Genomic DNA, 24825 nt, shown 5'->3' with positions numbered 1-24825 from the left:
ACGAAGGACACCCAGCGCAAGGAGGCGCTGATCCCATGACGAAGACAACACCTCTCACGCCACTCGCCGTCGCGGCGACCCTGGCCCTCGCCCTGAGCGCCTGCTCGGCCGACAGCACCGACGACGGAGGCGGCACCGCCGCCACGGGTGACACCGGCTCGGGCACCGTGCCCGGCTCCGTTCTGCGGGTCAACTGGGGCGGCTTCCCGGAGAGCTGGGCCCCGGGCGCCGACATGGAGGCCGGCAGCATGCGGGTTCCCTACGAGAACCTGGTGGCGCTCGTCGACGGCGAGATCCAGCCGGTGCTCGCCACCGACTGGGAGCTCACCGACGAGGCCCTGACCCTGACCCTGCGCGAGGGCGTCACCTTCCATGACGGCACGCCGTTCGACGCCGAGGCCGTCAGGACGAACATCGAGACGGTCAAGGACACGCCCGGTCCGTACGCCGGACCGTTCCAGGTGATCGACTCGATCGACGTGACGGACGAGCACACGGTGACCTTCAATCTGTCCGAGCCGACGCCGTCGCTGCTGACCACGCTGTCCACCCGGGCCGCCCCGATGGCCAGCCCCGCCGCGATCGCGGCGGGAACGGTGACCTCCGCGCCGGTCGGCACCGGCCCCTGGGCCTACGACGAGGAGGCCTCGGTCACCGGCACGCGCATGGTGTTCGGACCGAACACGGACTACTGGGGTGAGGCGCCGGGCTTCGAGAGCATCCAGATCGTGGCCATCGAGGAGGACACCGCCGCGACCGCCGCGCTGGTGAGCGGGGAGATCGACCTCACCGACACCGAGTCCACGGAGTTCACGACGCTGGAGTCGGCCGGCAACACCGACCACCTGTCGTACCCGGCGATCCGCAACAACCCGATCTTCTTCGACCGGGGCCCGGGCGGAGTGTTCGAGGACGTCGACGTGCGCCGGGCGGCCTGCCTGGCGATCGACACCGAGACCCTCGCGTCCGTGGAGACGGACTGGGAGGTGCGCACGCAGCACTTCGCCGAGGGCGAGCAGGGCTACAACCCGGACATCACCGGGTACCCGCACGACCTGGCCGAGGCGCAGCGGCTGTACGACGAGGCCGGGAACCCGGCGGTCGACGTGGAGATGCTCGCGACGTTCTTCAACGAGCGGCAGATGCAGGTGTACGCCGAGCAGGTGGGCGAGATCGGCATGAACATCACCGTGCAGACGGCGCCGCCGCCGCAGTTCTTCTCCGAGTGGGCGAGCGGCCGGTACCCGATCGGGCTGGGCGGCAACGACGAGCTGACCCCGTACGACTGGTACCAGGCGTGGTTCGCCGCGGACGCGCCGGGGAACCCTTCCGGCGTGGAGAGCGAGGAGCTCGCCGCGGCCGCCGACGCCGCGATCGCCGCGGGCACGTCTCCCGAGGCCGACGGCTTGTGGGCCGAGGTCACGCGGATCATCTCCGAGGAGGCCCTCACCTGCGCGCACGTGGCCGGTGAAGAGCTGATCGCCTGGAACACCGACACCGTGACCGGCGTGGCCCCGCCCGTCGAGCCGTGGGAGACGACGTCGGTCGACTACCGCGCGCTGCGTCCCGCGAGCTGACGAGAGGCCACCGCACATGGGCAAGCTCATCGCCTACCGGCTGCTGTTCGCCGTGCCGCAGCTGCTGGTCATCGCCGTCGTGGTGTTCTCGCTGACCTATCTGGTGCCGGGCAGTCCCGCGGCGGCCATGCTCGGCGCGGCGGCCACGCCCGAGAGCATCGCGCAGGTCGAGGCGCAGATGGGCCTGGACCGGCCGGCGCCGGAGCGGTTCGCGGAGTGGATCGGCGGGCTGCTGACCGGCGACCTCGGGACGTCCTTCCGTTCGGGCGTGCCGGTCGCGGAACTGCTGGCACGGCACGTGCCCGCGACCTTGTCGGTCGTGGCGGGCGGGATGCTCGTGGCCCTCGTGCTGGGGGTGGGTGCCGGCGTGTGGACCGGCACCCGCCCGGGCACTCCGGGCGACCGGGTCGTCACCGGCGGCACCGTGCTCGGTCTGGCCGTCCCGGAGTTCTGGCTCGGGCTGCTGCTGACCACGCTGTTCGCGGTGCAGCTCGGCTGGGTCCCGATCGTCGCGTGGACGCCGCTGACGGACGACCCGCTCGGCTGGGCGCGCGGGATCGCGCTGCCCTCGATCACGCTCGGTGTGACGGGCGGGGCGATGATCGCGCGACAGACACGTGCCGCCGTCGTGGCCTCGCTGGCCGCGCCCTACACGGACACCCTCACCGCTGCCGGCGTACCGCGCGCCACGATCGTGGCGCGCTACGGCGTGAAGAACGCGCTCGTGCCCGTGCTGGCGTCGGCGGGCGTCACGCTCGCCATCCTCATCGGGGTGAGCTTCGTGGTGGAGAAGGTGTTCTCCCTCCCGGGGCTCGGCTCCATCATGCTCTCCAGCGTCATCGCGCAGGACTTCCCCGTCGTGCAGGGCGTCGTCATGGTCACGGCCGTGCTGGTCATCGCCGTGAACCTGGTCCTCGACATCTGCTACGGCCTGATCAACCCGCAAGCGAGGCCCCAGTGAGAACCGCCCTCCGACAGCCCACGGCGCTCTTCGCCGTCGTCGTCGTCACGGTCGTCGTCGTGGTGGCGATCGCGGCGCCGCTGATCGCTCCCTACGCCCCCGAGGCGAAGGACTTCACCGCTCCCCTGTCCGGTCCGACGGCGGCACACCCGCTCGGCACCGACGACCTGGGCGGGGACCTGCTCAGCCAGCTGATCCACGCGGCACGCACGGCACTGCTCGTGGCGGTCGGGTCGGTGGTGGTCGCGATGCTGATCGGCGTGCCCCTCGGTCTCGTGCTCGGCTACCGGGGCGGCTGGTACGACCGGATCGGCTCGCGCGGCCTGGACATCGCCGACGCGCTGCCCGGCCTCATGATCGGGTTCGTCGTCATCGCGATCCTGGGGCAGGGCATGGCGGTGCTGATCCTCGCGATCGGGCTCGTGTTCTGCATGAACTTCGCGCGCCTGACGCGAGCGATCACCCTGACCGAACGCAACAAGGGGTACGTCGAGTCGGCCCGTGTCTCCGGGCTGAACGCGCCTCGGATCCTGTTCTCCCAGGTGCTGCCCAACCTGGCGGGCCCGCTCGTGGTCCAGGCCGCGGTGTTCCTCGGTTCGGCGATCAAGGTGGAGGCGGCCCTGTCGTTCCTCGGCCTGGGCCTGGGCGACGAGCAGCCGTCGTGGGGCGGCATGCTCGGGTTCGCCACGCAGCACACCGCCGACCATCCCGAGATGGCCCTCGCGCCCGGCATCGCGATCTGCGTGACGGTGCTGGCGTTCAGCCTGCTGGGCGACACGATCAACGACACGCTGTCGGGTTCGCGGATGCGCCGGACGAAGATCCTGGGCAGGGTGCTCCTGGACGGCGACGGCGCGCGCAGCGGGTCGGCCGACGCGGCCCTCCCGCCGGCCTCGGCGGGCACCGACGACGGACCGGTGGGACCGGACACCGGAAGCGTGGAGGACTCCGCCGGCGAGCCGGTGCTCGCCGTACGGCACGCCGACATCGTCGCGGACCGGCCCGACGGCGGGGTCGTCCGGCTGGTGCACGACGCCTCTCTCACGGTGCGGCGGGGCGAGATCCTCGGCCTGCTGGGCGAGTCCGGCTCGGGCAAGTCGATGCTGGCCAAGGCGATCCTCGGGCTCCTGCCCGCAGGCGTCCGCCTGGCGGGTGGCGCGATCACGCTGAACGGCACCGAACTCACCGATCGCTCCCCGGCGCAGCTCGCCGCGCTGCGTGGTACCGGCATGGGCGTCGTGTTCCAGAACCCGCAGGCGAACCTGTCCCCGGTGCACACGGTCGGCCGCCAGCTGACCGACGTCGTGCGGGCGCACGACGCCACGATCTCGAAGGAGGCGGCCCGCAGCCGGGCCGCCGACCTGCTCGACCTGGTCGGGGTCGACGACCCCGAACGCCGGCTGGACCAGTACCCCTACCAGTTCTCGGGCGGGATGGCGCAACGGGTCGCGATCGCCGTCGCACTCGTCGGCGAGCCGGATCTGCTCATCCTCGACGAGGCGACGTCGGCCCTCGACGTCACCACCCAGGCCCAGGTGCTCGACCTGGTTCTGGACCTGCGTGACCGGCTCGGGATGGCGGTCGTCAACATCACCCACGACCTCGGTGTCGCCGCGGAGACGTGCGACCGGGTCACCGTGCTGCTCCGCGGCGAGGTGGTCGAGACCGGCGACGTGCACACGGTGTTCGACCACCCCCGGCACGAGTACACGGCCCGGCTCATCGCCGCCCACCCGGGCGTGGACGACGACGCCCCCGGCCTCGGCACGCACGACCAGCGGAAGGTGGAGCACGCGTGAACGCGACAACGACATCGCCTCTCCTGGAGGTCCGGGACCTGTGCGTGGACTACGACGTCGGCGGCGCCCTCGCCTGGCGGCGACGTGCGCTGCGGGTCGTGCGCGGGATCAGCTTCACGATCGCGCCCGGCGAGACCTACGGGCTCGTCGGCGAGTCCGGCTCGGGCAAGAGCACCACGGGACGGGCGATCCTCCGTCTGGCCGACGTCTCCGCCGGCACGATCACGTTCGCCGGCAGCGACATCGTCGGCCTCGGGCGTACCGCGCCGTTGTCCTACCGCGGGGCCGTGCAGGCCGTCTACCAGGACCCGGTCGGGTCGCTGAACCCGCGCCACCGTGTGGGACAGGCCGTCACGGATGCGCTCGCCCGGCACGGCGTCACCGACCGCACGGAGCGCCGCCGTCGTGCCGCGGCCGCGTTCGAGCAGGTGGGCCTCGGTACCGAGCATCTCACCCGGCTACCCTCCGAGCTGTCGGGCGGCCAGCTGCAGCGGGTCGCGATCGCGCGGGCGCTCGTGCTGTCCCCGCGACTGGTCGTGTGCGACGAGGCGGTCAGCGCGCTCGACCTGTCGACGCAGGCGCAGATCCTCGACCTGCTGCGCGACCGGCAGGCGGAGACCGGGGTGAGCTACCTCTTCATCACGCACGATCTCGGTGTGGTGCGGCACATCGCCCATCAGGTCGGCGTGCTGCGGGCCGGCGAGCTGGTGGAACAGGGTACGACGTCGCGAGTGCTGGACGCCCCCTCCCACGAGTACACGAAGAAGCTGCTGGCGGCGAGCCTGTCGCCGCACCCGGCCGGGCGCGAGTCCCGCCGGGCCGCCAGGATCGCGGCACGCGGAGGCGTCGCCGCGTGAGTCACGACGAGAGGGCAACGGGCATGACCACCGCGGACGACGTCGCCTCGGGAGACGCTCCCCCGGCCGAGGGCTCGCACGACGACCACGACCTCGACGGGTTCTTCTCCACGGCCCGGGTCTCGAGCCGGTCCGAGGCGGTCACGCTCGGCGGCGAGAGCTACCGCGAGCACCTGTACGACCACGACGACCCGATCCTCGCCGAATGGCGCGGACTGGGATACCGCGAGTTCTCCGCCCGCAAACGCTCTCCCGACTTCGTGCGGGAACTGCTCGGCGAGTGGCGGCGGCTCTACGAGGAGCCCTTCCGCGGCATCACGACGGACGGCGTCGTGCGCGACGAGGTGTGGGCGCCGGCGCCCGTCGCGGACCCGGACCCCGCGCCGGCGGAGGCAGCCGGTCGGCTGCTCGCCACGCTCACGGACGCCGAACGCGCCGCGCTCCGGTATCCGCTCCACGCGCCCCAGTGGCGCGCGTGGAGCAACCCCGAGTTCGTGATCCACGAGGCCGGGCTGCGGCTGGAGGACCTGGAGGAGGACGCGGCCCGTGCCGTGCTCGCCGTGGTGTCCGCGTCCCTCAGCCCCGAGGGCTACGCGCGCGTCACCGAGGCCATGGAGCTCAACGCGTTCCTCGGCGAGCTGGTGGGCCTGCCGGCGCTGATGAACGCGCGCAGCTACTGGTTCTCCCTGTTCGGAGACCCTGAGCCGGGCGGGGCGTGGGGGTGGCAGCTGTTCGGCCACCACGTCGCGGTGAACTTCGTGTCGGTCGCCGGCCGCCACGTCGTCGCGCCCGTCTTCCTCGGGGCGGAACCCGCGCTGTCCGACGGCGCGCGGCCCCCCGTGTTCGCCGAGCGGCAGGCGCTGGCGCTGCGCCTGGCGTCGTCGCTCGACGCCGCACAGCGGGCCGCGGCCGTCGTCTACTCCTCCGTCCTCGACCCGAAGATGCCACCGGACCGGTTGCACCCCGCCGACGAACGGCACGTGGCGGGCGCGTTCCGCGACAACCGGGTGGTCCCGTACGAGGGCCTGCGGGCGGACGCGCTCGACGCGGACCAGTGGGACACGTTGTGCGCCGTCGTGGAGGACTTCCATCTGCTGCTCACCGCACCGCAGCGGGAGAGGACGATGCGTGAGTTCGCGGCGCGCCGCGCGGAGACGTACCTGTCCTGGTACGGCGCCACCGACGGTTCGGAGCCGTTCTACCTGCGTGTCCACAGCCCCGTGATCCTGGCCGAGCTCGACCACCACGCGGGCGTGTGGCTGGCCAACAAGCTCCCCGCGAGCTTCCACGTGCACACGACGCTCCGCCACCCGAACGGCAACGACTACGCCAAGGCCTACCTCTCGCACCGCTGAGCGCACGGGCCGGCGACGGCCGGACCCACGTCACCGACACGGCCGCGGACGGGATCCCGTCCGCGGCCGTGTCGTTCGCGCCGTGGTGGCGCCGCCGCCGGGCGCATGCCGCGCCGGGTGGGTGCCGGTCAGCCCGCGGTGGACCCGTCGGCCGCGCTCGCCTCCTCGGCGGCGATCGCGATGACCGTGTTGAGCTCGTGGCGACGCGCCGCCGCCTCGATGACGTCCGGAGCGGCACCGCCCTCGATGAGGTCGACGAGACCCTCGTGCTCCGCGATCGAGGCCTGCGCCCGGCCGGGCGCGTACCAGAACGCGGAGCGGCGGATCAGCTCCAGGCGCGTCCACTCCGCCTCCACCAGGGTGCTCAGGCGCTCGTCGTCGCAGCCGGAGCAGAGCAGCTCGTGGAACTCCCGGTTCAGCGCGCCGAACCGCGCCGGGTCGAAGCTGCCCAGCGCCTCGCTCATCTCCTTGTTCAGCGCCCGCGCCCGTTCCAGGTCCTCGGCGCTCAGATGCGGGGCGGACAGCGCGGTGGCGTATCCCTCGAGACGCGCCAGGAGCTGCATGGTGCGCGCCCAGGCGTTGGTGTCGAACGTCTTCACGACCGCCCCGGCGTTGCGCACGATCTCGACCCACCCCTCGGCCTCCAGCCGCCGCAACGACTCCCGCCACGGCACCGAGCTGATCCCGTAGTCGCGCACCAGCTGGTCGATGACCAGCCGGTGGCCGGGCCCGAAGGCGCCTTCCATGATCCCCTTGCGCAGGATCTCGTAGGCCTCGTCCGCCTTGCTCTTCCCCACGATTCGCGTCTCCTGTCCGGATCCGGCGGTGCCCCGTCGCCCGCCGTCGATCGTCCCGGTAATCCTATCGAAGATCGCACATGATTACCGGTCCCTGTGCCCAGAGATCCGTTCCAGCACGCGCCGTACGCCGGGGTCGTCGCTGCCCGCCCGGGAGAGCACGAGGGCCCGCAGCGGCCGTGGCTCGGGATCGAGGCGACGCACCACGACGTCGAACCGTGCCAGGCTCGCCCGGTCGGGGTCCGGGAGGATCCCCCGGGCGACCCCCGCCTCGATCAGCGGCAGCCCCGCCTGGATGGTCTCCACGGTGCGCACGGAGCCGGGCGTGATCCCGTGCCGCCGGAACGCCGCCTCGACCTCCTCGGGCAGGCTCGGCACGGCGCTCGCCCGCCGCGGCAGGACGAGCTGTTCACCGTCGAACGCGCGCAACGGGTAGGGGTCCGGCGCATCGGACCCGTCCGGCGGCAGCACCGCGACGAGCGGGACCTCGCCCCAGTCGGCGACGTCGAACGCGGGGCGGTGGCGCGCAGCGAACCGGCGGTGGTCGGCGACCACGACGCCGGCGAGATCCACCTGGCGGCGGGCGAGCAGGTCGATCGCCGTCCAGGGTGGCGGGTCGACGAGGCGGATCTCCAGGCTCGGCGCCTCGGCGGCATGCTCGCGCAGCAGCCCGGGCACGCGGTGCCACATGAGCACGGGGACGGCCGCGAGCGTGATCGTCCCCGCGACCCCGGCGCCGAACCGCCGCAGAGCGGCGGTCACGTCGTCGACCTCGTCGAGGATTCGCGCGGCGGCGTCACGCAGGAAGCTCCCGGCGCTCGTCGGTTCGACGCCGCGCGACGTACGCACCAGCAGCGGCACGCCGACCTCGCGCTCCAGCTTGGCGACCGCCACGCTCAGCGGCGGCTGGGACAGGTGAAGCCGCTCGGCCGCGGCGGTGAGCGACCCGGCCTCGACCACCGCCGCGAAGTACCGCAGCTCCCGCAGCTCCATACGCTCAGGATACCCACGGTGACAGCGGTATACACCGCATGTATGGCTACCAGTGGACATCCGTTCTTCCGCCAGGATGCCCACGGTGCGAACCTGACGGCACCGCCGGCAGCAGCCGGCCCGCCGGACGACCCACGCACCTGGAGCCGACGATGCTTCCCACCACGAACTTCGCCCCGCCGTTCACGATCACGCGCGCCAGCCACGTCGCGCTGTCCGTCACGGACCTCGCGGCCAGCCGCGACTTCTACCGCGACGTCATCGGACTGGTCGTCACCGACGAGTCCGACGACGTCGTCCACCTGCGCGGCCTCGAGGAGTCGGCGCACCACAGCCTCGTGCTGCACCGCGCCGAGGAGGCCAGGGCACTGCGTATCGGGCTGCGCGTGCGCACCGACGACGACATCACCGCCGCCGAGCGGTACTTCGCCGGCCGCGGCATCGACCACGAACGCGTCGAGGTTCCCCACCAGGGCCCCACCCTGCGGTTCCGCGACGGCGTGGGCACGCACATCGAGCTCACCTCCTCGATGGAGGTGGTGCCCCGCAGGATGGCCGCGTTCCACGAGTTCACGGCAGGCGCGCCCCAGCGCCTGGACCACTACCAGGTCGCCACCCACGACGTGCAGACCGCCACCGACTTCTGGGCGGGTCTCGGCATGCGCCTGTCCGAGTACACCGCCAAGGACGGCACGGACGAGCTGTGGGGCACCTGGATGGAGGTCAAGGGCAACACGCACGACCTCGTCTTCACCAACGGCCGCGGCCCGCGCCTGCACCACTTCGCCTACACCGTGCCGGACGCCACCTCGCTGATCCACGCCGCGGACGTGGCCGGCTCACTGGGCTTCGGCGACGAGATCGACCGGGGCCCGGGACGTCACGGCCTGAGCAACGCCCTCTTCCTGTACCTGCGTGACCCGGACCAGCACCGCATCGAACTGTTCACCACCCACTACCAGTTCATCGACCTGGAGGACGAACCCATCCGCTGGGACGTCAGCGACCCCCGCCGCGCCCAGCAGTGGGGCATGCCCGCGAGCCGCCGCTGGTTCTTCGAGGCCAGCGAGTTCCCCGGTGAGCCGGTGCGTGAGCCGCTGCTCACCGCGACCCCCGCCACGCTGGAGGACTACCTGGCCCTGCACTGACGTCACGTCGCCACGACTCATCACCGCAAGGACGAAGGACTCTCATGCCATCGAGTACCGCGCCACCGCCCGCGGGCACCACGCCGCCCGCGCTCACCGACTCCCTCCGCGACAAGCTCACCCGCGCGCCCGTCGCGGGACTCTCCGCGCAGCTGCGCGCCCGCGGCCTGAACGACGTCAGCATCGACGGCCTCACCCCGCTGCGGCCCGACGCCAAACTCGTCGGTACCGCGCGCACGCTGCGGTTCGTCCCGCATCGCGAGGATCTCTTCGCGCGGCACGGGGGTGGGTTCAACGCCCAGAAGCGCCTGTTCGACGCCGTCGGGCCCGGCGAGGTCATCGTCATCGAGGCCCGCGGCGAGACGACCGCGGCGACACTCGGCGACATCCTCGCCATCCGTGCCCGTACCCGCGGCGCGGCCGGAATCGTGACCGACGGCGGCGTACGCGACGTGACCGCCGTCGCCGCGGCCGGCATTCCCGTCCACTGCGCCGGCCCGCACCCCGCCGTACTCGGCCGGCGGCACGTGCCCTGGGACTCGGACGTCACGATCGCCTGCGGCGGGACCACGGTGCAGCCGGGTGACGTCGTCGTCGGTGACGCGGACGGCGTCGTCGTGATTCCTCCCGGCGTGGCCGAGGACGTCGCGGACGCGGCACTCGCCAAGGAGGACGAGGACGCGTGGATCGCCGAGCGGGTGGCGGAGGGGCACCCGGTCGAAGGCCTGTTCCCCATGAACGACGCGTGGCGGGCGAGGTTCGAGACCCGCGCCGCCACCAGGCACACGCGGCTCCCGGCCCCAGGGCGGGCAGCGGCGTCGGACCGGGCAGGCGGTGCGTCATGACCCTTTCGCCCGAGACGATCTCCGTTCTCGCCGCCGAGCTCGCCGACGCGGACCGCCGCCGGACGGTGGTCCCCCGCATCACCGCCCGCCATCCCGGCGCCACGGTCGAGGACTCGTACGCGATCCAGCGGGTGTGGCGGGACGGCCGGCTCGCCGCCGGGAGGCGGCTCGTGGGACGCAAGATCGGCCTGACGTCGCGTGCCATGCAGGCGGCCACCGGTATCACCGAGCCCGACTACGGCGTGATGTTCGACGACACCGTCTGGGACAGCGGCTCGGTCATCCCGGCCGAGCGGTTCTCGAACGTGCGCATCGAGGTCGAGCTCGCGTTCGTGCTCAAGGACGCCCTGCAGGGCCCGCACTGCTCGCTGTTCGACGTGCTGCGCGCCACCGAGTACGTGACCCCGGCGCTGGAGATCCTCAACTCCCACATCGAGCTCGAGGGCCGCACGATCGTCGACACGATCGCCGACAACGCCGCCTACGGCGGCATGGTGCTCGGCGGCAGCCCCACCCCGCCCCACGACGTCGACCTGCGCTGGGTGTCCGCGCTGCTCTACCGCAACGAGACGATCGAGGAGACCGGCGTCGCGGCGGGCGTCCTGAACCACCCGGCCACCGGCGTGGCGTGGCTGGCCGACAAACTCGCGTCGCACGGCGACCGCCTGGAGCCGGGCGAGATCATCCTCGCCGGGTCGTTCACCCGGCCGATGTGGGTCGGCGCGGGCGACTCCGTGCTGTGCGACTACGGACCGATGGGAACCGTGACATGCCGATTCAGCTGAAGCCGACCTTCCGCGAGATCCTCGCCGACCGGGCGCAGGCCGGCGAGGGCCGGCCCCTCGCGGGCATGTGGGTGAGCACGGGCAGCCCGCTGGTGGCCGAGATCTGCGCGGGCAGCGGCCTGGACTGGCTGCTCGTCGACATGGAGCACGGGCCGAACGGGATCGAAGGGGTGCTCCCCCAGCTGCAGGCGACGGCCGCGTACCCGCCGGCCGTCGTCGTACGCCTGCCCGGCCTGCTGCCCGTGATGATCAAGCAGGTCCTCGATCTGGGCGCGCAGAACGTGCTGCTGCCGATGATCGACACCGCGGACCAGGCCGAGACCGCCGTACGAGCGGTGCGCTACCCGCCGCGCGGGTTCCGCGGCGTCGGCTCCGCCCTGGCGCGGTCCGCACGCTGGAACCGGGTCGAGGACTACCTCACCGACGGCGACGAGCACGTCTCCCTGCTGGTCCAGGTGGAGTCGGAAGCCGGGGTGGAGAACGCCGCGGAGATCGCGGCGGTCGACGGCGTCGACGGCGTCTTCGTGGGCCCCAGTGACCTGGCCGCGTCGATGGGACTGCTCGGGCAGCAGACCCACCCCGACGTCACCGCGGCCGTGCTGCGCGCCGTCGACGCCGTCCGGGGCGCCGGCAAGCCGGTCGGCGTCAACGCCTTCGACCCGGCGGTGGCGGACTCGTACCTGGCGGCCGGTGCGTCGTTCGTCCTGGTGGGCGCCGATGTGACGCTCCTCGCACGCGGCTCGGAGGCCCTCGCCGCACGGTTCCGCACGACGTCCGGCCGAGCGGCGACCGGCTGAGCGGCGACCGGACCGGCGGCCCGGTGCTACGGTCCCGGCATGGCACGCACGTTCCTCGACCTGCACCGTCCCGGCGATCCGCTGCTGCTGGCGAACGCCTGGGACGCCGGCTCGGCACGCATCCTCGCCGAGCTCGGCTACGCCGCCGTCGCGACCACCAGCAGCGGGTTCGCCGCGACCCTCGGCCGGGCCGACGGCAGCGTCTCGCGCACCGAGGCGCTCGGCCACGCCGCCGCGGTCGCCGCGGCGGTGGACGTGCCCGTGAGCGCGGACCTGGAGAACGGGTTCGGCGACACCCCCGACGAGGTCGCCCGGACGGCGGAAGGTGCTCGCGGTGCGGGCCTGGCGGGCTTCTCGATCGAGGACGCCACGGGACGGGCCGATGCCCCCGTCCACGACGCCACGCTCGCCGCCGAACGGATCGCGGCGGCGGCCGAGGCGTCGGGCGGCCTGGTGCTGACCGGCCGCTGCGAGAACTATCTCTACGGCAGGCCGGACCTCGCGGACACGATCACGCGCCTGCAGGCGTACCAGGAAGCCGGCGCGGACGTGCTGTTCGCTCCGGGGCTCCACGCCCTGAAGGACATCGCGACGCTGGTGCGCGCCGTGGACCGGCCCGTCAACGTGCTGCTCCGGCCGGGCGGCCCCACGCCGGCCGAGCTCGCCGAGGCCGGGGTCGCGCGCGTGTCCGTCGGCGGGACGTTCGCCTGGGCCGCCTACGCGGGTCTGATCGAGGCCGCCCGCGAACTCCTGGCGGGCGGGACCGCCTTCCACGAGCGGGCCGGTGAGGCCCGGGTGGTCATCGACCGGGCACTCGCGCCCCGGGACGCCGGCTGAGGCCGGTGGACGCGGCCGGGCCCGGCCACTCCTCGTTCGGTTCGCGCGGGTCCTGCGGGAGCAGGGTGCCCATCCAGGCGTCCCGCCGCTTCCCGCGCTGCAGGCCGTACCGCCGCAGCGTGCCCTCGACGCGGAACCCGAGGTTCCACGCCACCCGGCGTGACCCCCAGTTGCCCACGTACGCGACCCAGGTGATCACCGCCAGGCCAAGACCCTCGGGGTCGAAACCCCAGTCGACGACGAGCCGCGCCGCCTCCGTCGCGAGCCCTTTGCCACGCGCGGCGGGCGCGGTCCAGAAGCCGATCTCCGCGGACCGCTCCTCGTCGGGTGCGCCCGCGCGTCCCTCGAAGTGCAGGCCGACCATGCCGAGCAGGGGGCCGTCCGTCTCGCCGGGTTCGCGCACCGCCCAGTTGAACTCGCTGCCGCGGGCCCAGCCGTCGGGTACGAACCGCCTCACGAAGACCTCGGCGTCGGACCGCAGGTAGGGCGACGGCACGACGGTCCAGTCCGAGATGTCCGGGTCTTGGCAGGCGGCCGTGATCGTGTCGACGTCCTCCTCGGTGGGGACGGACAGCCGGACGGTCTCGTTGGCGAGGACGAAGGGTTCCACGCGCCTACCCTGCCATAGACAGGCCTACTGACCTGCACATTCATGCCTCGGCATGCACTACTCGGTGCCGGCCGGCGACCGTGGCTCCCCGCCCGCGGGGCCGTCGTGGCCACCCGGTGCGGCACCTGCGGCGGCCGCGTCCTGCGCGGGAACGGCTCCGGCGTCCGGGGAACGGCCGTCGTCGTCGCCCGGCCCGCGCCGCATCGCCGAGAAGACCGCCCACGCGACCGACACCAGCGGGACCGCGACGACCGCCCCCAGGACCCCGCTGACCAGTGTCCCGCACGTGACCGCGAGCGCCACCACGACCGGGTGCAGGGACACCTGCCTGCCCATGATGAGCGGTTGCAGCACGTGGCCCTCGAGCTGGCCGATGCCGGCGATCCCGAGGATGACGAAGAGCGCCGTGAGGGGTCCTTCGGCGGCGAGCGCGACGACGGCGGCGATGATCATCGCGAGCGGGGCACCGATGATGGGGATGAACGTGCCGATGAATACCAGGACTGCGAGCGGGGCGGACAGGGGGACGCCGAGGACGGCGAGGAAGATGCCGGCGAGGACGCCGTTGGTGACGGCGACGATGACCGTGCCGCGGGTGTAGCCCGAGAAGGTGTACCAGCCGGCGCCGGCGGCCTCGCGCCAGTGGCGCCGGTGGACGGCGGGGATCTGGGCGAGGAACCAGTGCCACATCGAGGCGCCCGACGCGAGGAAGAACACGGTGCAGAAGATGGCGAGCGCGAACGTGGCGAACGCCTCGACGACGGAGCCGGCGCCCTCTGCGGCGCGGGCGGCGAGCTCCTCACTGTTCTCGCGGACCCAGCCGGACACGTCCGACAGCCACTGGCTGCGCCGGCCCACCTCGACCTCGAAGGGGCCGGGCAGGGACTCGACGAGTTCGACGAGCTGGTCGACGCCGCTGCTGAACTGGAGAGCGAGCCGTTCCCACTGTCCCGCCACGGACGCGACGACGTAGGTGAGCAGGCCGCCGACCACGACGACGCCGCTGAGGATGGCCAGGGCGGTGGCGAGCGGGCGGGGCATGGCGCGCTCGTAGAGGTCGGTGACCGGGTTGAGCACGGCCGTGAAGACCAGGGCGAGGAAGAGCGCGACGAAGACGAGCTGTACCTGCCAGGTCAGCCAGAACACGGCGGCGACGCCGGCCAGCAGGACGATGAGCCGCCACGACCAGCCGGCCCCGGTGCGTAGCCAGTCGGGGACCGGGTCGCCGGCTGCCGGTGGGACGGTGCTCTGCGACGTCACGACGACAGTGTGCCCCACCCCGTCCCCGTCGGCAGGCCCTGGCCGGGCCGAGGTCGTGCCTCGTCGCCCGGGTCCGAGGGGTCCGCCGGCCGGGGCTCGCGGGGCGTGGAACCGCTCATTCCTTGTGGAGGGCGTCCTGGGCGGCGCCTGCGGCCTTCTCCACGATCCCGGGCTTTCCGGTGGTCCCGTGGAGGCGGGCGTCGGGCGTGGTGGGGGGCGGTGCCGGGACTCCCGCAGGCGGCTCGGCGACGTACTCGAACTCGCCCCTGCCGTCCGGGGTGGGCCCGCTCGCCCAGCTGCCCTCGCTCGCGGCCTGCCCGTCGGAGAAGTTGATGTACTGGTAGGACGCCTCCCGGTCCTCCTTGCCGAGCGGGAAGGTGCTCGGCACGGGCAGCTCCTCGACGCCTTCCTCCCGCAGCTCCCGCGCGGCAGCGATCCACTGGTTCTGGTGCATCGTGTCCCGGGCCAGGAGGAAGGACAGCAGGTCACGCACGCCCGGGTCGTCGGTCATGTGGTACAGCCGTGCCACCTGAAGCCTGCCCTGCATCTCGGCGTTCGCGTTCGCGGTGAAGTCGGCCAGCAGGTTGCCGCTGGCGGTCACGTACCCGGCCGTCCACGGGTTGCCGTTGGAGTCGACGGGCCGGGCACCGGCACCGGCCACGATCGCGTGCTGAGGGTCGGTCCCGCCGATGATCGCGGCCACCGCGGGGTCGTCCTGCATGGCCCCCTCGGTGACGCCCAGCGGCGCCTTCTCCAGCAGCTGCGCGATCATCGTCGCGAGCATCTCCACGTGGCCCATCTCCTCGGCGCCGATCCCGTAGAGCAGGTCGCGGTACTTGCCGGGCAGGTGCGCGTTCCACGACTGGAAGCCGTACTGCATGGCCACGGTGATCTCACCGTACTGGCCGCCGAGCACCTCCTGCAGCTTGCGGGCGTACACGGCGTCGGGCTTCTCCGGCTTGGCGGCGTGCTGCAACTCCTGACGGTGGAAGAACATGGTGGGCTCCCTCACGATGACTCGTCGGTGGTGTGGTCCGCTCACCGTGAGGCACGGCCCGTGCACCACGGTGAGCGGCATCACCACTGTCGTCACCGCGACTCGCCACTCGCATCCCCACGTTCGGGGCCGCGTGACGACGCAGGCCGGGGCCGTGTCCGCGGTTCTCGCTCCGGACACGGACCGTTGGCGTGGTGTTCGCGCGGACGTCGGCGTCACGTCCCCGTCCGGACCTATGTTTCGAGCGTGCTGACCCGTGGCGTCCTCGGAAGCGTGCTGGTCCTGCTCGGGGGGCTGGTGGTCTCCGCACTGCCCGAGTCCGCGCCGATCCTGGACGGCGGCCCGCTGGCCGCCCTGCGCGCGCACACCGCGGGCCGGATGGTGGGGCTGGGCGTCGTGCTGCTCGGGCTGGGCCTGCTGGCGGGCGCGTGGCTCGCGCTGTGCCGGGCGGTCGCGGGTGCCGAGGGAGCGCAGCGGGCCGCGGCTCTCGCCCTGGTGCGGCGCGCCACGGTGCTCTGGTGCCTGCCCCTGCTGGTGGCGCCGCCGCTCTTCTCCCGCGACGGCTGGTCGTACGCGGCGCAGGGGATGCTGGTGCACGTGGGCCTGTCGCCGTACGAGTTCGGGCCGGGGGTGCTCGCCGGCCCGATCGAGGAGGCCGTCGACCCCCGCTGGATGGGGACGCCCGCGCCGTACGGTCCGCTCCCGCTGATCTTCGGGGACCTCGGAGCGAGTCTGACCGGTAACCCGTGGGTTCTCGTGGTAGGGCACAGGCTGGTGGCGCTGGCCGGACTGGCGCTGCTGGCCTGGGCCGTGCCGCGGATGGCCGGGTGGACGGGCGTCAACCCGGCCCTGGCCTCCGCCGTCGTCCTCGTCTCGCCGCTGATGATGGCCAACGGCGTCGGGGGCCTGCACAACGATCTGCTGATGGTGGGCCTGATGGCCGCGGCGCTGGTGTCCGCCGTCGAGCACGGCTGGTTCGCCGGGGCCGTGCTCGGCGGGCTGGCCGCGGCCGTGAAGCTTCCCGGCGGGCTGATCTGTGTGCTGGTCGTCCTGGTGTCGCTCCCGGCGGGCGCGCTGCTCGTCGACCGCCTGCGCCGCCTGGCGCAGGTGGCCGCCGTCTCGGTCGGGACACTGGTCGGGACCGGCGTGCTGTGGGGTCTGGGGACCGGGTGGATCGAGGCGCTGAGCGTCCCGGCCAGCATCGACACGCTGCTCTCGCCGCCGACCCTGCTCGGCCGCGCCCTCGACCGGGCGGCCGCGCTCCTCGGGACCGGCCTGGAGCCGGACACGTTCCGGGACCTGGTCCGGGCTGCGGCGATGGCCGGCCTGCTCGGGTTCGCCGCCTGGACGGCACTGCGCCGGCGCACCGGGGACCCCGCGGACGGGGTGCGCGGGGCCGCTCTGCTCGTCGGTGCCGCGCTGCTGCTCAGTCCCGTGGTGCACCTGTGGTACTTCCTCTGGCTGGTGCCGTTCGTGGCGCCCCTCAGGCTTCCGCGTACCGGCGCCATGGCGGTCGTCGCCGTCTCGGTCCTGACCGGCCTGGTGGCACCGCTGGACTCGTCGCTGCACGGCGCCTACCTGGTCATCATGGTGGGCGCGATGTCCGTCGCCGGGCTGATGGCGGTGCTGCTGCTGTCCCGCCACGGCCGGGAACGGATCCGCAACATCGCCGAGGCCGACCCCGTCACGGTCGCATGACGTCCGTCCTCGCACGCGTCCTGGCCGGCTCGCGTCGCACCGCGGTCGGGGCCGCGGCCCTCTGCGCGGTCCTGCTGTCCCTGACCGTCCTGCTCACCGACCCGCCCTACGTCACCGGCGACGAGCCGCCGCACATGGACTACGCCTACCAGGTGTGGCACGGCGAGCTGCCCGTCTTCGAGGAAGGCCTGGAGTTCCGGCCCGACGGCGCCGTGCTGCCTCCCGTGCAGTGGACCGCCCAGCATCCGCCGCTGTTCTACCTGCTCGTCTCGTGGCTCGTCGGGCCGCTGGCCGACGCCGGCCGGCCCGTCGCGGCGGTGTACGCCGCCCGCGCGGTCAACATGCTGCTGGCCGGCGTGTTCGTGCTCGTGTGCTGGTGGAGCGCGGGCCGCATCTGCCGGCCCGGCAGCGCGCTGCCGCAGCTCGTGGCGCTGGTGGCGGGCCTGGCGGCCGCCGTCGCGCACGCCGGGGGGAACGCGTTCAACGACCTGGTCGCGACGCTCTGCGTCACCACGATGTTCGGCGTGGGCGCCACGGCGATCCGCCGCGGGCTGGACGCGCGGCTCGTCGTCCTCCTGAGCCTGCTGGCGGCGGCCTGCGCGCTGTCCCGGCTCTCGGCCGCGCTCATCGCCGTCGTCATCGGTGGGTTCGCCGTGCTGGCGGGGTCCGTGCGGGCCGCGCAGGGGCGGGGCCGGTGGGGACCGGTGCTCGGGCTGGCGATCGGCGGCCCGGCGACGGCGCTGGGGGCCGCCGGCTGGTTCTACGCCCGCAACGTGGCGCTCACCGGGAACATCCCCGGCTCGCACTTCGACTGGGCCCTGGCCAACCAGGTCCGCGAGGTGCGGCCCGTCTGGGCGGTCGTGCTCGACCCGGTCACGTGGGCCCGCCTGCCCGACTTCTTCTGGTGGGCGGGCCGCGTACCCCCGACCACGCCGTACTCCGCGACCACCCTGACGGTCACGGCGATCCTGCTCGTCTGGGCACCGCTGGTCATCGCACTGCTGGCCCGGGTGCGCCGGCGTGCCCGGGTGTGGCCCGGAGTGCTTCCCGGACGTTCCCGGACGGCGGGTTCCCCGCCGCCACGAGGCGAACGCCCCGGCAGGCCGGACCGGTTCGACGCCGTCGGCGCGCGAGTCGCCGGTGACACCGCCCGGGTGGCCGGCGGCACGCATCCGGCCGACCGGCTGCTGGTCGCCCTCCTGCCCTGGGCGGCCGTCGCCGTCTCCGTGACCACGCAGGTGCTGTACACGGCCGCCAGCGGAGGGATGTACCCGCGCTACCTGCTCCCCGTGGCGCTCCCGGTGTTCCTCGCCGTGGCCTCAGGGCTCGCGTGGCGGCCACGGCTGCTCGTGCCGCTCTGGGCGGCCGTCGCGACGGCGGATCTCGTCAGCTGGCTCTTCGCCGAGCTGACCACGCCGGCGCAGCCGGGACTCTACGCGGAGCCGACCGCGCCGGCCGTCGTGGCGGGCGCCGTCGGCGTCGCCGCCGCGGTCGCCGCGACCTGGGCCACGACGCGCACGTACGTGCCGCGAGTGCCGGCCGGGCGGCCGTGAGGCGCCGTCACGTTTCGGTACCGGTTCTGGAAACCCCCGGGGGCCGGGACGACAATGACCGACATGATCGACAGGCTCGCACTCGCCAACTTCCTGCGCCGGCGACGCGCCCAGCTGAACCCTCCCGACGTCGGGCTGCCGCCGGGGGGCCGGCGCCGCACGCCGGGACTGCGGCGGGACGAGGTGGCGCTTCTCGCGGGCATGTCGAACGACTACTACACCCGGCTGGAGCAGGCCCGCGGCGCCAACCCCTCCGAGACGATCGTCGCGTCGCTCGCGCGGGCGCTCCGCTGCGACGACGACGCGCGCGACCACCTGTTCCGCCTGGCGGGCTTCGTCGCGCCCGCCCGCCCGAACCGCCGGCGCATCCGTCCGGGGGTCATGAGCCTCGTCGAGCACCTCGGGGACGTGCCGGTGTGCATCGCGACCGACCTGCACGAGGTGCTCTGGCTGAACGACCTGGCGGAGACCGTGCTCGGCATGGACCTCGACCGGCACGCCGGCCTGGCGCGCAACTACACGTGGCGCTGCTTCACCGATCCGGGCGTGCGCGGACGCTTCGCCGGAGACGACTGGCCGCGCTACGCCGCCGTACAGGTCAACGACCTGCGCGCGGCCTGCGCCCGGAACGCCGGCGGCGGGGACACGGCGTACGCCGACCAGCTCGTGACGGACCTGCGGTCGCGGAGCCGGGAGTTCCGCGAGCTGTGGGACCGTCACGAGGTCGCGGTCCGCCTCTCCGAGGACAAGCGCATGGTCCATCCGCGAGTCGGGCATCTGGCACTCACGTGCGAGATCATCACCCCGGAACCCGGGCTCAAGGTCATCGCCTACTTCCCCACCGCCGGGACGGACGCCCGGGACAAGCTCGATGCGCTGCGCGTCGGCGCCGGCCACCGGGTGACCGCCTGACGCGAGCCGCACCGTGCAGCGGCCCGCCTCACACGAGGCCTTGCCTCGCCGCCAGCAGCGCGAGCTGGAAACGGGTGCGGGCACCCAGTTCGCCGGCCAGCGTGGCCAGTTCCTCCTCGACGTCCGTCGTGCCGACGCCGAGCGCCCGGGCGATCGCGTCGTCGGTGAGCCCGGCGGCCATCATCGTCAGGACCCTCCGCCGGCGCTCCCCCGCCTCCGGCGGTCGCCGGCCCGGAGGCGGAACCGCCTCGCGCCACTCCCGCTCGAACACCTCGACGAGCGCCTCGACCACCGGCGGGGCGTGGACGACCAGCACCTCGTCGGGTCCGTCCGCCGCGCCGCCGGCCGAGGGAAGGATCGCGATGCTCCGGTCCACCACCATGAGGCCGATCGGCAGGTGGGGCGCGAGCCGCACCCCCGGCCGGCCGTGGGCCGGCGTGGTCGTGGGCGGGACCGACATCTCGTGGACCGCGCGTGTCGTGACGGCGGCGTCGCCCCCGCGCGGGCGGCCCACGGCCGGCGGGAACGACGGCGTCACCAGGTACAGCAGTTCCCGGGCGGCCATCACCCGCAGTCCGCGCAGCACCGTGCCCACCTGTTCCGTGCCGGAGACGACGTCGATCGGAGCGCCGTCCTCGGGCCACGGGGACAGCGGCCGGGGCTCGTCCGGGACGTCCAGGTCCTTCGGCCAGCCGGCGGCGTCCGGGGCTCGCCGGGCCAGCAGGGCGGTCAGCAACGCCTGGGGAGGAAGCGCGGTCCATCGTCCACCGTGCGCACCGGCATCCGGGAGACCGCCGGCAGAACGCTCGACCAGCCGGTCCCGTTCCAGGGCCACGAGCGTCTCCCGCACGTCCTCCACGCTCAGCCCCAGTCCTCGGGCCACCACCTCCTCGCGCACCGGATCGTGGCCGATCATGTACCCGAGCACGCGAACGGCCCGATGGGTAGCGGCCGCTCCCATGGGCACGGTCACCTCGACAGCCATCTGGTTCCTCCTGGCGGCACGGCTCCGCCAGGATCCCGGACACCGCCCGCCGCATCCAGGCCCCGTCCGTACCAGGGTGCGACGTCCGGCGCCCGGATTGCCCGACAGGCCTGTCAGGCGCGCTGCGGCTCGACGACGCCGAGCACGGGCATCCGTACGACCACTCCCGCGCACCCGGCGAACGTCATGGGTTGGCGTGCATGTGCACCACGACCCGGTCGAAACGACGGGCTTCCAGATCCTGGCGGGTGATGGTCCAGTACACGATCGCCATCGGGAATCCGGCCCACTGCGCGAGCAGCACCCAGTCCTCCGGCGCGGAAAATCCGTCGGGGACACCAGGATCGCCGTCCCAGGCATCCTTCCTCGCCGATGCCGGCACCGGATCGCCGTAGTCGTCGAAGTTGGCGGCGTGACCACCGATCTGCCAGGTACCGCCACCGTCGGTCTGCTCGGACCAGACGTCCCTCAGCGTCTCCGCGCGGGGATGGCGCGCGAGCATGTCATCGTCCGGCGGCGTGGAAGGCAGCGACACCCCGTGGACGAGCCGGAGGTCACCCGTTGCCCTCAAGCGGGCGTCCAGCTTCTCCGGCGTCCCGTACCCGTACACGTCGAAGTCGGGAAGGGACTGCCGCCGTTCCTCGACGGGAACGCCGGCCGGGACGTACCGGGCACCGCCCCTGAGCCGGGTGTCCAGCTCCGCATTCGCGAACAGGAGCAGCTGCCCGTCCCGGGGCAGGGCGAGGTCGGTCGCACCCTCCGGGATCGCGGAGAGGTCGAGCGTCAGGATGAGCTGGTGCTCGAGATGGCTCTCTCCGTCCGGTGTCGCCCCGGCGTCCACGGGGAGCATCAACGGGCCGCCGAGCCGGCCCATCACCGGCCCGCTCCCGTCCGCCGACGTCCGCAGCGCCGGCCGGGCGAGGCCGAGCCACCGGTCGACCTCCTCCGGGGAGACGCCGTCCGCGCGCGCCTGGTCCGCGAACCGGTCGAGCCACCCGAGCGTCTCCGCGGGCAGCTCCCGCACCGCCGCGGGCAGTACGCCGTCGCCGAACTCCCAGCCCGGTTCGGGAGCGACCACGCCCGGCTCGCCCAGGCCCGCGAGCCATTCGGCGGCCGACGCCCGCTCCACCGGATCTCCGTGGGCCAGGGCGGAGGTCGCGGAGTCCCGCGCCCCGGGGCGGTCGGCGAGCACGCGGCGTGCGGCCAGGCGATGCCGGCCCGAGCCAAGAGCCATCGAGGTCAGGCGCCGTACGAGCGGCGCCGGCGGCTGCGGGAACTGTTCGAGGACGGTCAGGATCGTCGCGGCCGTGTCGACGGGGTCGTCGTCGACGTCACGTTTCTCGCAGATGCCGTCGAGATACTCGTCGGCCAGGTCCAGGCGCTCGGCGAACAGCGGCCACCACCGCCGCGCACCCTCAGGTGTCAGGGCGGAGCCGTTCTTCCGGCCGGCGCCGCCGGACGTCAGGGTGACCAACAGCCTCGCGATCCTGCGATCGGCGTCGGACTTCCCCGCATCGCGCAACACGTCGCGCAGCACCCGCACGTCGGGCACCTGCTCCAGCCTCCGGCGAACGTCCGGCCAGACGTCCTGCCCCTTCCGGCGCGCCGCCGCCAGGCTCGCGCGCAGGTCGGCCGCGAGGTCCGGGTCCACCGACGGCACGGGCGGCGGGACGGGCTCGGGCACCCGCAGGCGCGTCTGCCGGTCCAGCACCCGCCGCAGGAGCTCGGCCCGCCTGCCGTCGTCGACGTCCTGGAGCGCTTCCTCGATCACGGCGGTCGCTCCGATGTCGGCGAGTCGGTCCACGATCGCCGGCAGACGGTCCGTCGGCGCCGTGCGCAGATGCCGGCGTAGCACGTCGACCTGCGCCGGGACGTCCGCCCATGCGAGCGCGGTGAGTGCCTGGGCTCGCACGGCGGCCTCGGGGTCGGCGATCAGCCCGCCGATCAGGGCGAGATGCGCGTGAGGTCGGCGTCCGCACACCATCGACGCGTACCGGCGTCCACCGGCCCCGAGCCCGGGGACGACCTCGGCGACGACGTCCGCGTACCGTGCGAGGAAGGCCGTGCCGGCAGCGCTGTCCAGGAGCTCGTGGCGTCGGTACGCGCGGTTCCGCCCGTCCTCGTGGAGCAGGGCCGTGATCGTGTCGTGGACCGGTGGCCTCCTGGTCGCGCCGCCCGCGCGGGCGATCTCGGTGAGGACGTCGGGCGTCCACCTCCTGCGCACCTGCTCCCCCGCCGTCTGCGCGTTCCGGACGACCCGCATGACGTCGTCGGCCAGGGCGAGGAGCCAGGACGGGTCCGTGTCGGGCGTGTCCGGCACACCGGGGCGGGTCACGGCGTGCAGCACCTGCCCGAACCGGGCCAGGACGTCCACCGGCGCCGCCCCGTAGAGCGTGAGCCGCCCGGCGGCGGCGGTCTCCTGGCTCCAGCCGGGGTTCAGGTCGGCCGTCACGGCCGCGACACGCGGGGACCACCACCACTCGACGGGGTCGAAGACCCGACCCACGCCGTCGGCATCGAGTTCTCGTAGCGTCGTGAGCACCTCCGGCCCCGTGTCCCGCAGGACGAACTCCATCGCCGGGACGAGCATGTCCAGCGCCTTCAGCGGGGCGAGCGAATTCCGTACGGCCGCGGTGAGGACGGGGGCACCGCCTGCCGTCCCGGCCCCGGATCCGGTCCAGCCGTGATACGGGCGGGCGGGCCCGCCGTCGTGCCTGATGAGTCCGGAGAACGTCAGGCCGGTCCCCGCGCCGGGGTCACGGCGGAGCAGCGCCACGCGGCTGAGCTGGATCGCCGTCTCGCCGCCCGCGTTGGCGGTCACGTTCAACCGGTACCGCGGGTAGGCCACGGCGTTGACGGCGGTGAAGGCCCGTAGCTGGTGGCGCTCGGGGAACAGTTCTCCGGCGCGGGCGTCGAGGACCGTCCAGGAGGCCCCGTCGTGGGATGCTTCGAACGTCCAGTCCCGGGGGTCACGGGCCACGAAGTCGTTCGCCGACGCGAGCGCGTACGCGTTGACCACCGCGGGCCGCGGAAGCTCCAGGTCCAGGTGAGCGCGTCCGGTGTTGTGGGCCGCGGGGTCCCAGGACAGCCATTTGCCGTGATCGTCGTCGAGCACGTTGACCGCCACCTCACCGGCCCGACGGTATTCCCGGCTGCCCCGGGCAGTCGTGGCGGCGACCGGAATGCCGGTCCCACCCGGGTCACGGGTGGTGAGCAGCTCGATCCGCTGCAGCTGGGTCTCGCGGGCGGACCCCCGGTTGCGGCGGACGTCGAGACGGTAGAACCGGTACGGGATCGCCGCCTGTGCGAGGAACTCGCGTGTCTGGTGACGGGCGGGGAAGTCCTGGGCGGACCGGACGTCCACCGTGAACCAGGCACTCCGGTCCATGGAACCGAGAAGCTCCCAGTCACGGGGATCGCGATCAGGGAAGTCGTCGGCGGACGTCAGGCGGTACGCGGTGGCCGGGGCCGGGTGGGCGAGTTCCAGGTCGATCGTCGCCGTGTCCGAGAACGTGAGCCACTTGGAGCTCACGGACTCCAGCAGGTTCCGGGCCACCTCACCCGCGCCCGGGTGCTCGCCGTCTGCGACGATGTCACGGATCCGGACCGGGACCATGTCCGGCGGGCGCTCCACCGCGAGGTGCACCGAGGCGACCGTGCCGGCACGGTCACGCCACGTGACGCGTTCGACGGGACCCTCGCCGTCGTTCACCAGCAGGCTCAGGCGCCCGCGAGGGGCGGTGCCGTCCTCACCCTCCGACGTGGTGAGGACGACGGCCCCCAGGTCTTCGCCGCTTGTCATGAGGGCCCGGGTCCCGCGGTACGGCCGGACGACGGCGCCCGCCGAGCGGCGCATGCCGCGGAAGTCGCCCGAGTCGGCGTCGATCATGATGGTGGCCTCCGCGCCGTTCGCCGATCGCCATGCCACCTCCGCCGGGTCACCGCCGGTATCCGTACGGATGTCGAGCGCCAGTCTGCCCGCGGGCGTCCACCGTGTACCGTCCAGCATCTCCGTCTCGAACTCAGGCATGCCGGGATCTTACGGAACAACCACCCATA

General features: G+C 73.3%; 19 protein-coding genes and 1 pseudogene. 13 read left to right on the top strand and 7 right to left on the bottom strand.

Annotation, left to right across the window (positions count from 1 at the left end; genetic code table 11):
• The first annotated feature begins 35 nt into the window (after nucleotides 1-35).
• The 5 genes from J0911_RS13845 to J0911_RS13825 are packed head-to-tail and all read left to right on the top strand — an operon-like array spanning nucleotide 36 to nucleotide 6549.
• Entirely contained in the window at nucleotides 36-1577 is a 1542-nt protein-coding gene (locus J0911_RS13845; RefSeq protein ID WP_207276053.1) for an ABC transporter substrate-binding protein, read from the top strand.
• A gap of 16 nt (nucleotides 1578-1593) precedes the next feature.
• Nucleotides 1594-2538: an ABC transporter permease gene (locus J0911_RS13840; protein WP_207276052.1), complete on the top strand. Its 945-nt coding sequence runs from the start codon at nucleotides 1594-1596 to the stop codon at nucleotides 2536-2538.
• Complete coding sequence (locus J0911_RS13835) at nucleotides 2535-4337, top strand: dipeptide/oligopeptide/nickel ABC transporter permease/ATP-binding protein (RefSeq protein ID WP_207276051.1); 1803 nt, start codon at nucleotides 2535-2537, stop codon at nucleotides 4335-4337. The genes J0911_RS13840 and J0911_RS13835 overlap by 4 nt, the downstream gene beginning before the upstream one ends.
• Nucleotides 4334-5194: an ATP-binding cassette domain-containing protein gene (locus J0911_RS13830; protein ID WP_207276050.1), complete on the top strand. Its 861-nt coding sequence runs from the start codon at nucleotides 4334-4336 to the stop codon at nucleotides 5192-5194. The genes J0911_RS13835 and J0911_RS13830 overlap by 4 nt, the downstream gene beginning before the upstream one ends.
• Nucleotides 5191-6549 (top strand): DUF3500 domain-containing protein, encoded by a 1359-nt coding sequence (locus tag J0911_RS13825; RefSeq protein ID WP_307865087.1) that lies wholly within the window; start codon nucleotides 5191-5193, stop codon nucleotides 6547-6549. The genes J0911_RS13830 and J0911_RS13825 overlap by 4 nt, the downstream gene beginning before the upstream one ends.
• A 128-nt stretch (nucleotides 6550-6677) precedes the next feature.
• Here J0911_RS13825 and J0911_RS13820 read toward each other — a convergent pair whose 3' ends face one another.
• Together J0911_RS13820 and J0911_RS13815 are read right to left on the bottom strand one after the other, a co-directional pair.
• On the bottom strand, nucleotides 6678-7346 hold the full coding sequence (locus tag J0911_RS13820; protein WP_307865086.1) for a GntR family transcriptional regulator: 669 nt from the start codon (nucleotides 7344-7346) through the stop codon (nucleotides 6678-6680).
• Nucleotides 7347-7430: 84 nt separating this feature from the next.
• The gene (locus J0911_RS13815) at nucleotides 7431-8339 is read right to left on the bottom strand and encodes a LysR family transcriptional regulator (protein WP_207276049.1); all 909 of its coding nucleotides are present in this window, start codon (nucleotides 8337-8339) and stop codon (nucleotides 7431-7433) included.
• Between the two features lie 152 nt (nucleotides 8340-8491).
• On the opposite strand from J0911_RS13815, the gene hpaD reads away from it, so the two are divergent.
• From hpaD to J0911_RS13790, 5 genes and pseudogenes are all read left to right on the top strand, one after another.
• Nucleotides 8492-9487: a 3,4-dihydroxyphenylacetate 2,3-dioxygenase gene (hpaD, locus tag J0911_RS13810; RefSeq protein WP_207276048.1), complete on the top strand. Its 996-nt coding sequence runs from the start codon at nucleotides 8492-8494 to the stop codon at nucleotides 9485-9487.
• Between the two features lie 86 nt (nucleotides 9488-9573).
• Nucleotides 9574-10332 (top strand): annotated as a pseudogene (locus tag J0911_RS13805) (RraA family protein); the annotation flags it as partial.
• Nucleotides 10329-11117: a 2-oxo-hept-4-ene-1,7-dioate hydratase gene (gene hpaH, locus J0911_RS13800; protein WP_207276046.1), complete on the top strand. Its 789-nt coding sequence runs from the start codon at nucleotides 10329-10331 to the stop codon at nucleotides 11115-11117. The pseudogene J0911_RS13805 and the gene hpaH, both read left to right, overlap by 4 nt.
• Complete coding sequence (locus J0911_RS13795) at nucleotides 11102-11914, top strand: HpcH/HpaI aldolase family protein (RefSeq protein WP_207276045.1); 813 nt, start codon at nucleotides 11102-11104, stop codon at nucleotides 11912-11914. The genes hpaH and J0911_RS13795 overlap by 16 nt, the downstream gene beginning before the upstream one ends.
• 39 nt (nucleotides 11915-11953) lie before the next feature.
• The gene (locus tag J0911_RS13790; protein WP_207276044.1) at nucleotides 11954-12751 is read left to right on the top strand and encodes an isocitrate lyase/PEP mutase family protein; all 798 of its coding nucleotides are present in this window, start codon (nucleotides 11954-11956) and stop codon (nucleotides 12749-12751) included.
• Here J0911_RS13790 and J0911_RS13785 read toward each other — a convergent pair.
• The 3 genes from J0911_RS13785 to J0911_RS13775 form a co-directional block, all read right to left on the bottom strand.
• Nucleotides 12714-13361 carry a GNAT family N-acetyltransferase gene (locus tag J0911_RS13785; protein WP_207276043.1) on the bottom strand — a complete coding sequence of 216 codons (648 nt, stop codon included), beginning with the start codon at nucleotides 13359-13361 and terminating at the stop codon, nucleotides 12714-12716. The two genes, J0911_RS13790 and J0911_RS13785, sit on opposite strands and share 38 nt — an antisense overlap.
• A gap of 57 nt (nucleotides 13362-13418) precedes the next feature.
• Complete coding sequence (locus tag J0911_RS13780) at nucleotides 13419-14621, bottom strand: AI-2E family transporter (protein WP_307865085.1); 1203 nt, start codon at nucleotides 14619-14621, stop codon at nucleotides 13419-13421.
• A gap of 115 nt (nucleotides 14622-14736) precedes the next feature.
• On the bottom strand, nucleotides 14737-15618 hold the full coding sequence (locus J0911_RS13775; protein ID WP_207276811.1) for a manganese catalase: 882 nt from the start codon (nucleotides 15616-15618) through the stop codon (nucleotides 14737-14739).
• 246 nt (nucleotides 15619-15864) lie between these two features.
• Between J0911_RS13775 and mptB the strand changes: the two genes are divergently transcribed.
• The 3 genes from mptB to J0911_RS13760 all read left to right on the top strand — a co-directional run bounded on the left by mptB (nucleotide 15865) and on the right by J0911_RS13760 (nucleotide 19781).
• Nucleotides 15865-17316: a polyprenol phosphomannose-dependent alpha 1,6 mannosyltransferase MptB gene (mptB, locus tag J0911_RS13770; RefSeq protein ID WP_207276041.1), complete on the top strand. Its 1452-nt coding sequence runs from the start codon at nucleotides 15865-15867 to the stop codon at nucleotides 17314-17316.
• On the top strand, nucleotides 17313-18869 hold the full coding sequence (locus J0911_RS13765) for a hypothetical protein (RefSeq protein ID WP_207276040.1): 1557 nt from the start codon (nucleotides 17313-17315) through the stop codon (nucleotides 18867-18869). Before mptB ends, J0911_RS13765 begins: the two co-directional genes overlap by 4 nt.
• A gap of 63 nt (nucleotides 18870-18932) precedes the next feature.
• Nucleotides 18933-19781 carry a helix-turn-helix transcriptional regulator gene (locus tag J0911_RS13760; protein WP_207276039.1) on the top strand — a complete coding sequence of 283 codons (849 nt, stop codon included), beginning with the start codon at nucleotides 18933-18935 and terminating at the stop codon, nucleotides 19779-19781.
• A 28-nt stretch (nucleotides 19782-19809) separates the two neighbouring features.
• Here J0911_RS13760 and J0911_RS13755 read toward each other — a convergent pair whose 3' ends face one another.
• Together J0911_RS13755 and J0911_RS13750 are read right to left on the bottom strand one after the other, a co-directional pair.
• The gene (locus J0911_RS13755) at nucleotides 19810-20766 is read right to left on the bottom strand and encodes a DprA-like winged helix domain-containing protein (protein WP_207276038.1); all 957 of its coding nucleotides are present in this window, start codon (nucleotides 20764-20766) and stop codon (nucleotides 19810-19812) included.
• A gap of 184 nt (nucleotides 20767-20950) precedes the next feature.
• Nucleotides 20951-24796: a DUF1963 domain-containing protein gene (locus tag J0911_RS13750; RefSeq protein WP_207276037.1), complete on the bottom strand. Its 3846-nt coding sequence runs from the start codon at nucleotides 24794-24796 to the stop codon at nucleotides 20951-20953.
• Between the last annotated feature and the right edge of the window lie 29 nt (nucleotides 24797-24825).

It is taken from the genome of Myceligenerans salitolerans, from assembly GCF_017349295.1.
Taxonomy (GTDB): Bacteria; Actinomycetota; Actinomycetes; order Actinomycetales; family Cellulomonadaceae; genus Myceligenerans; species Myceligenerans salitolerans.
This window is presented reverse-complemented; position numbering and strand designations above follow the sequence as displayed.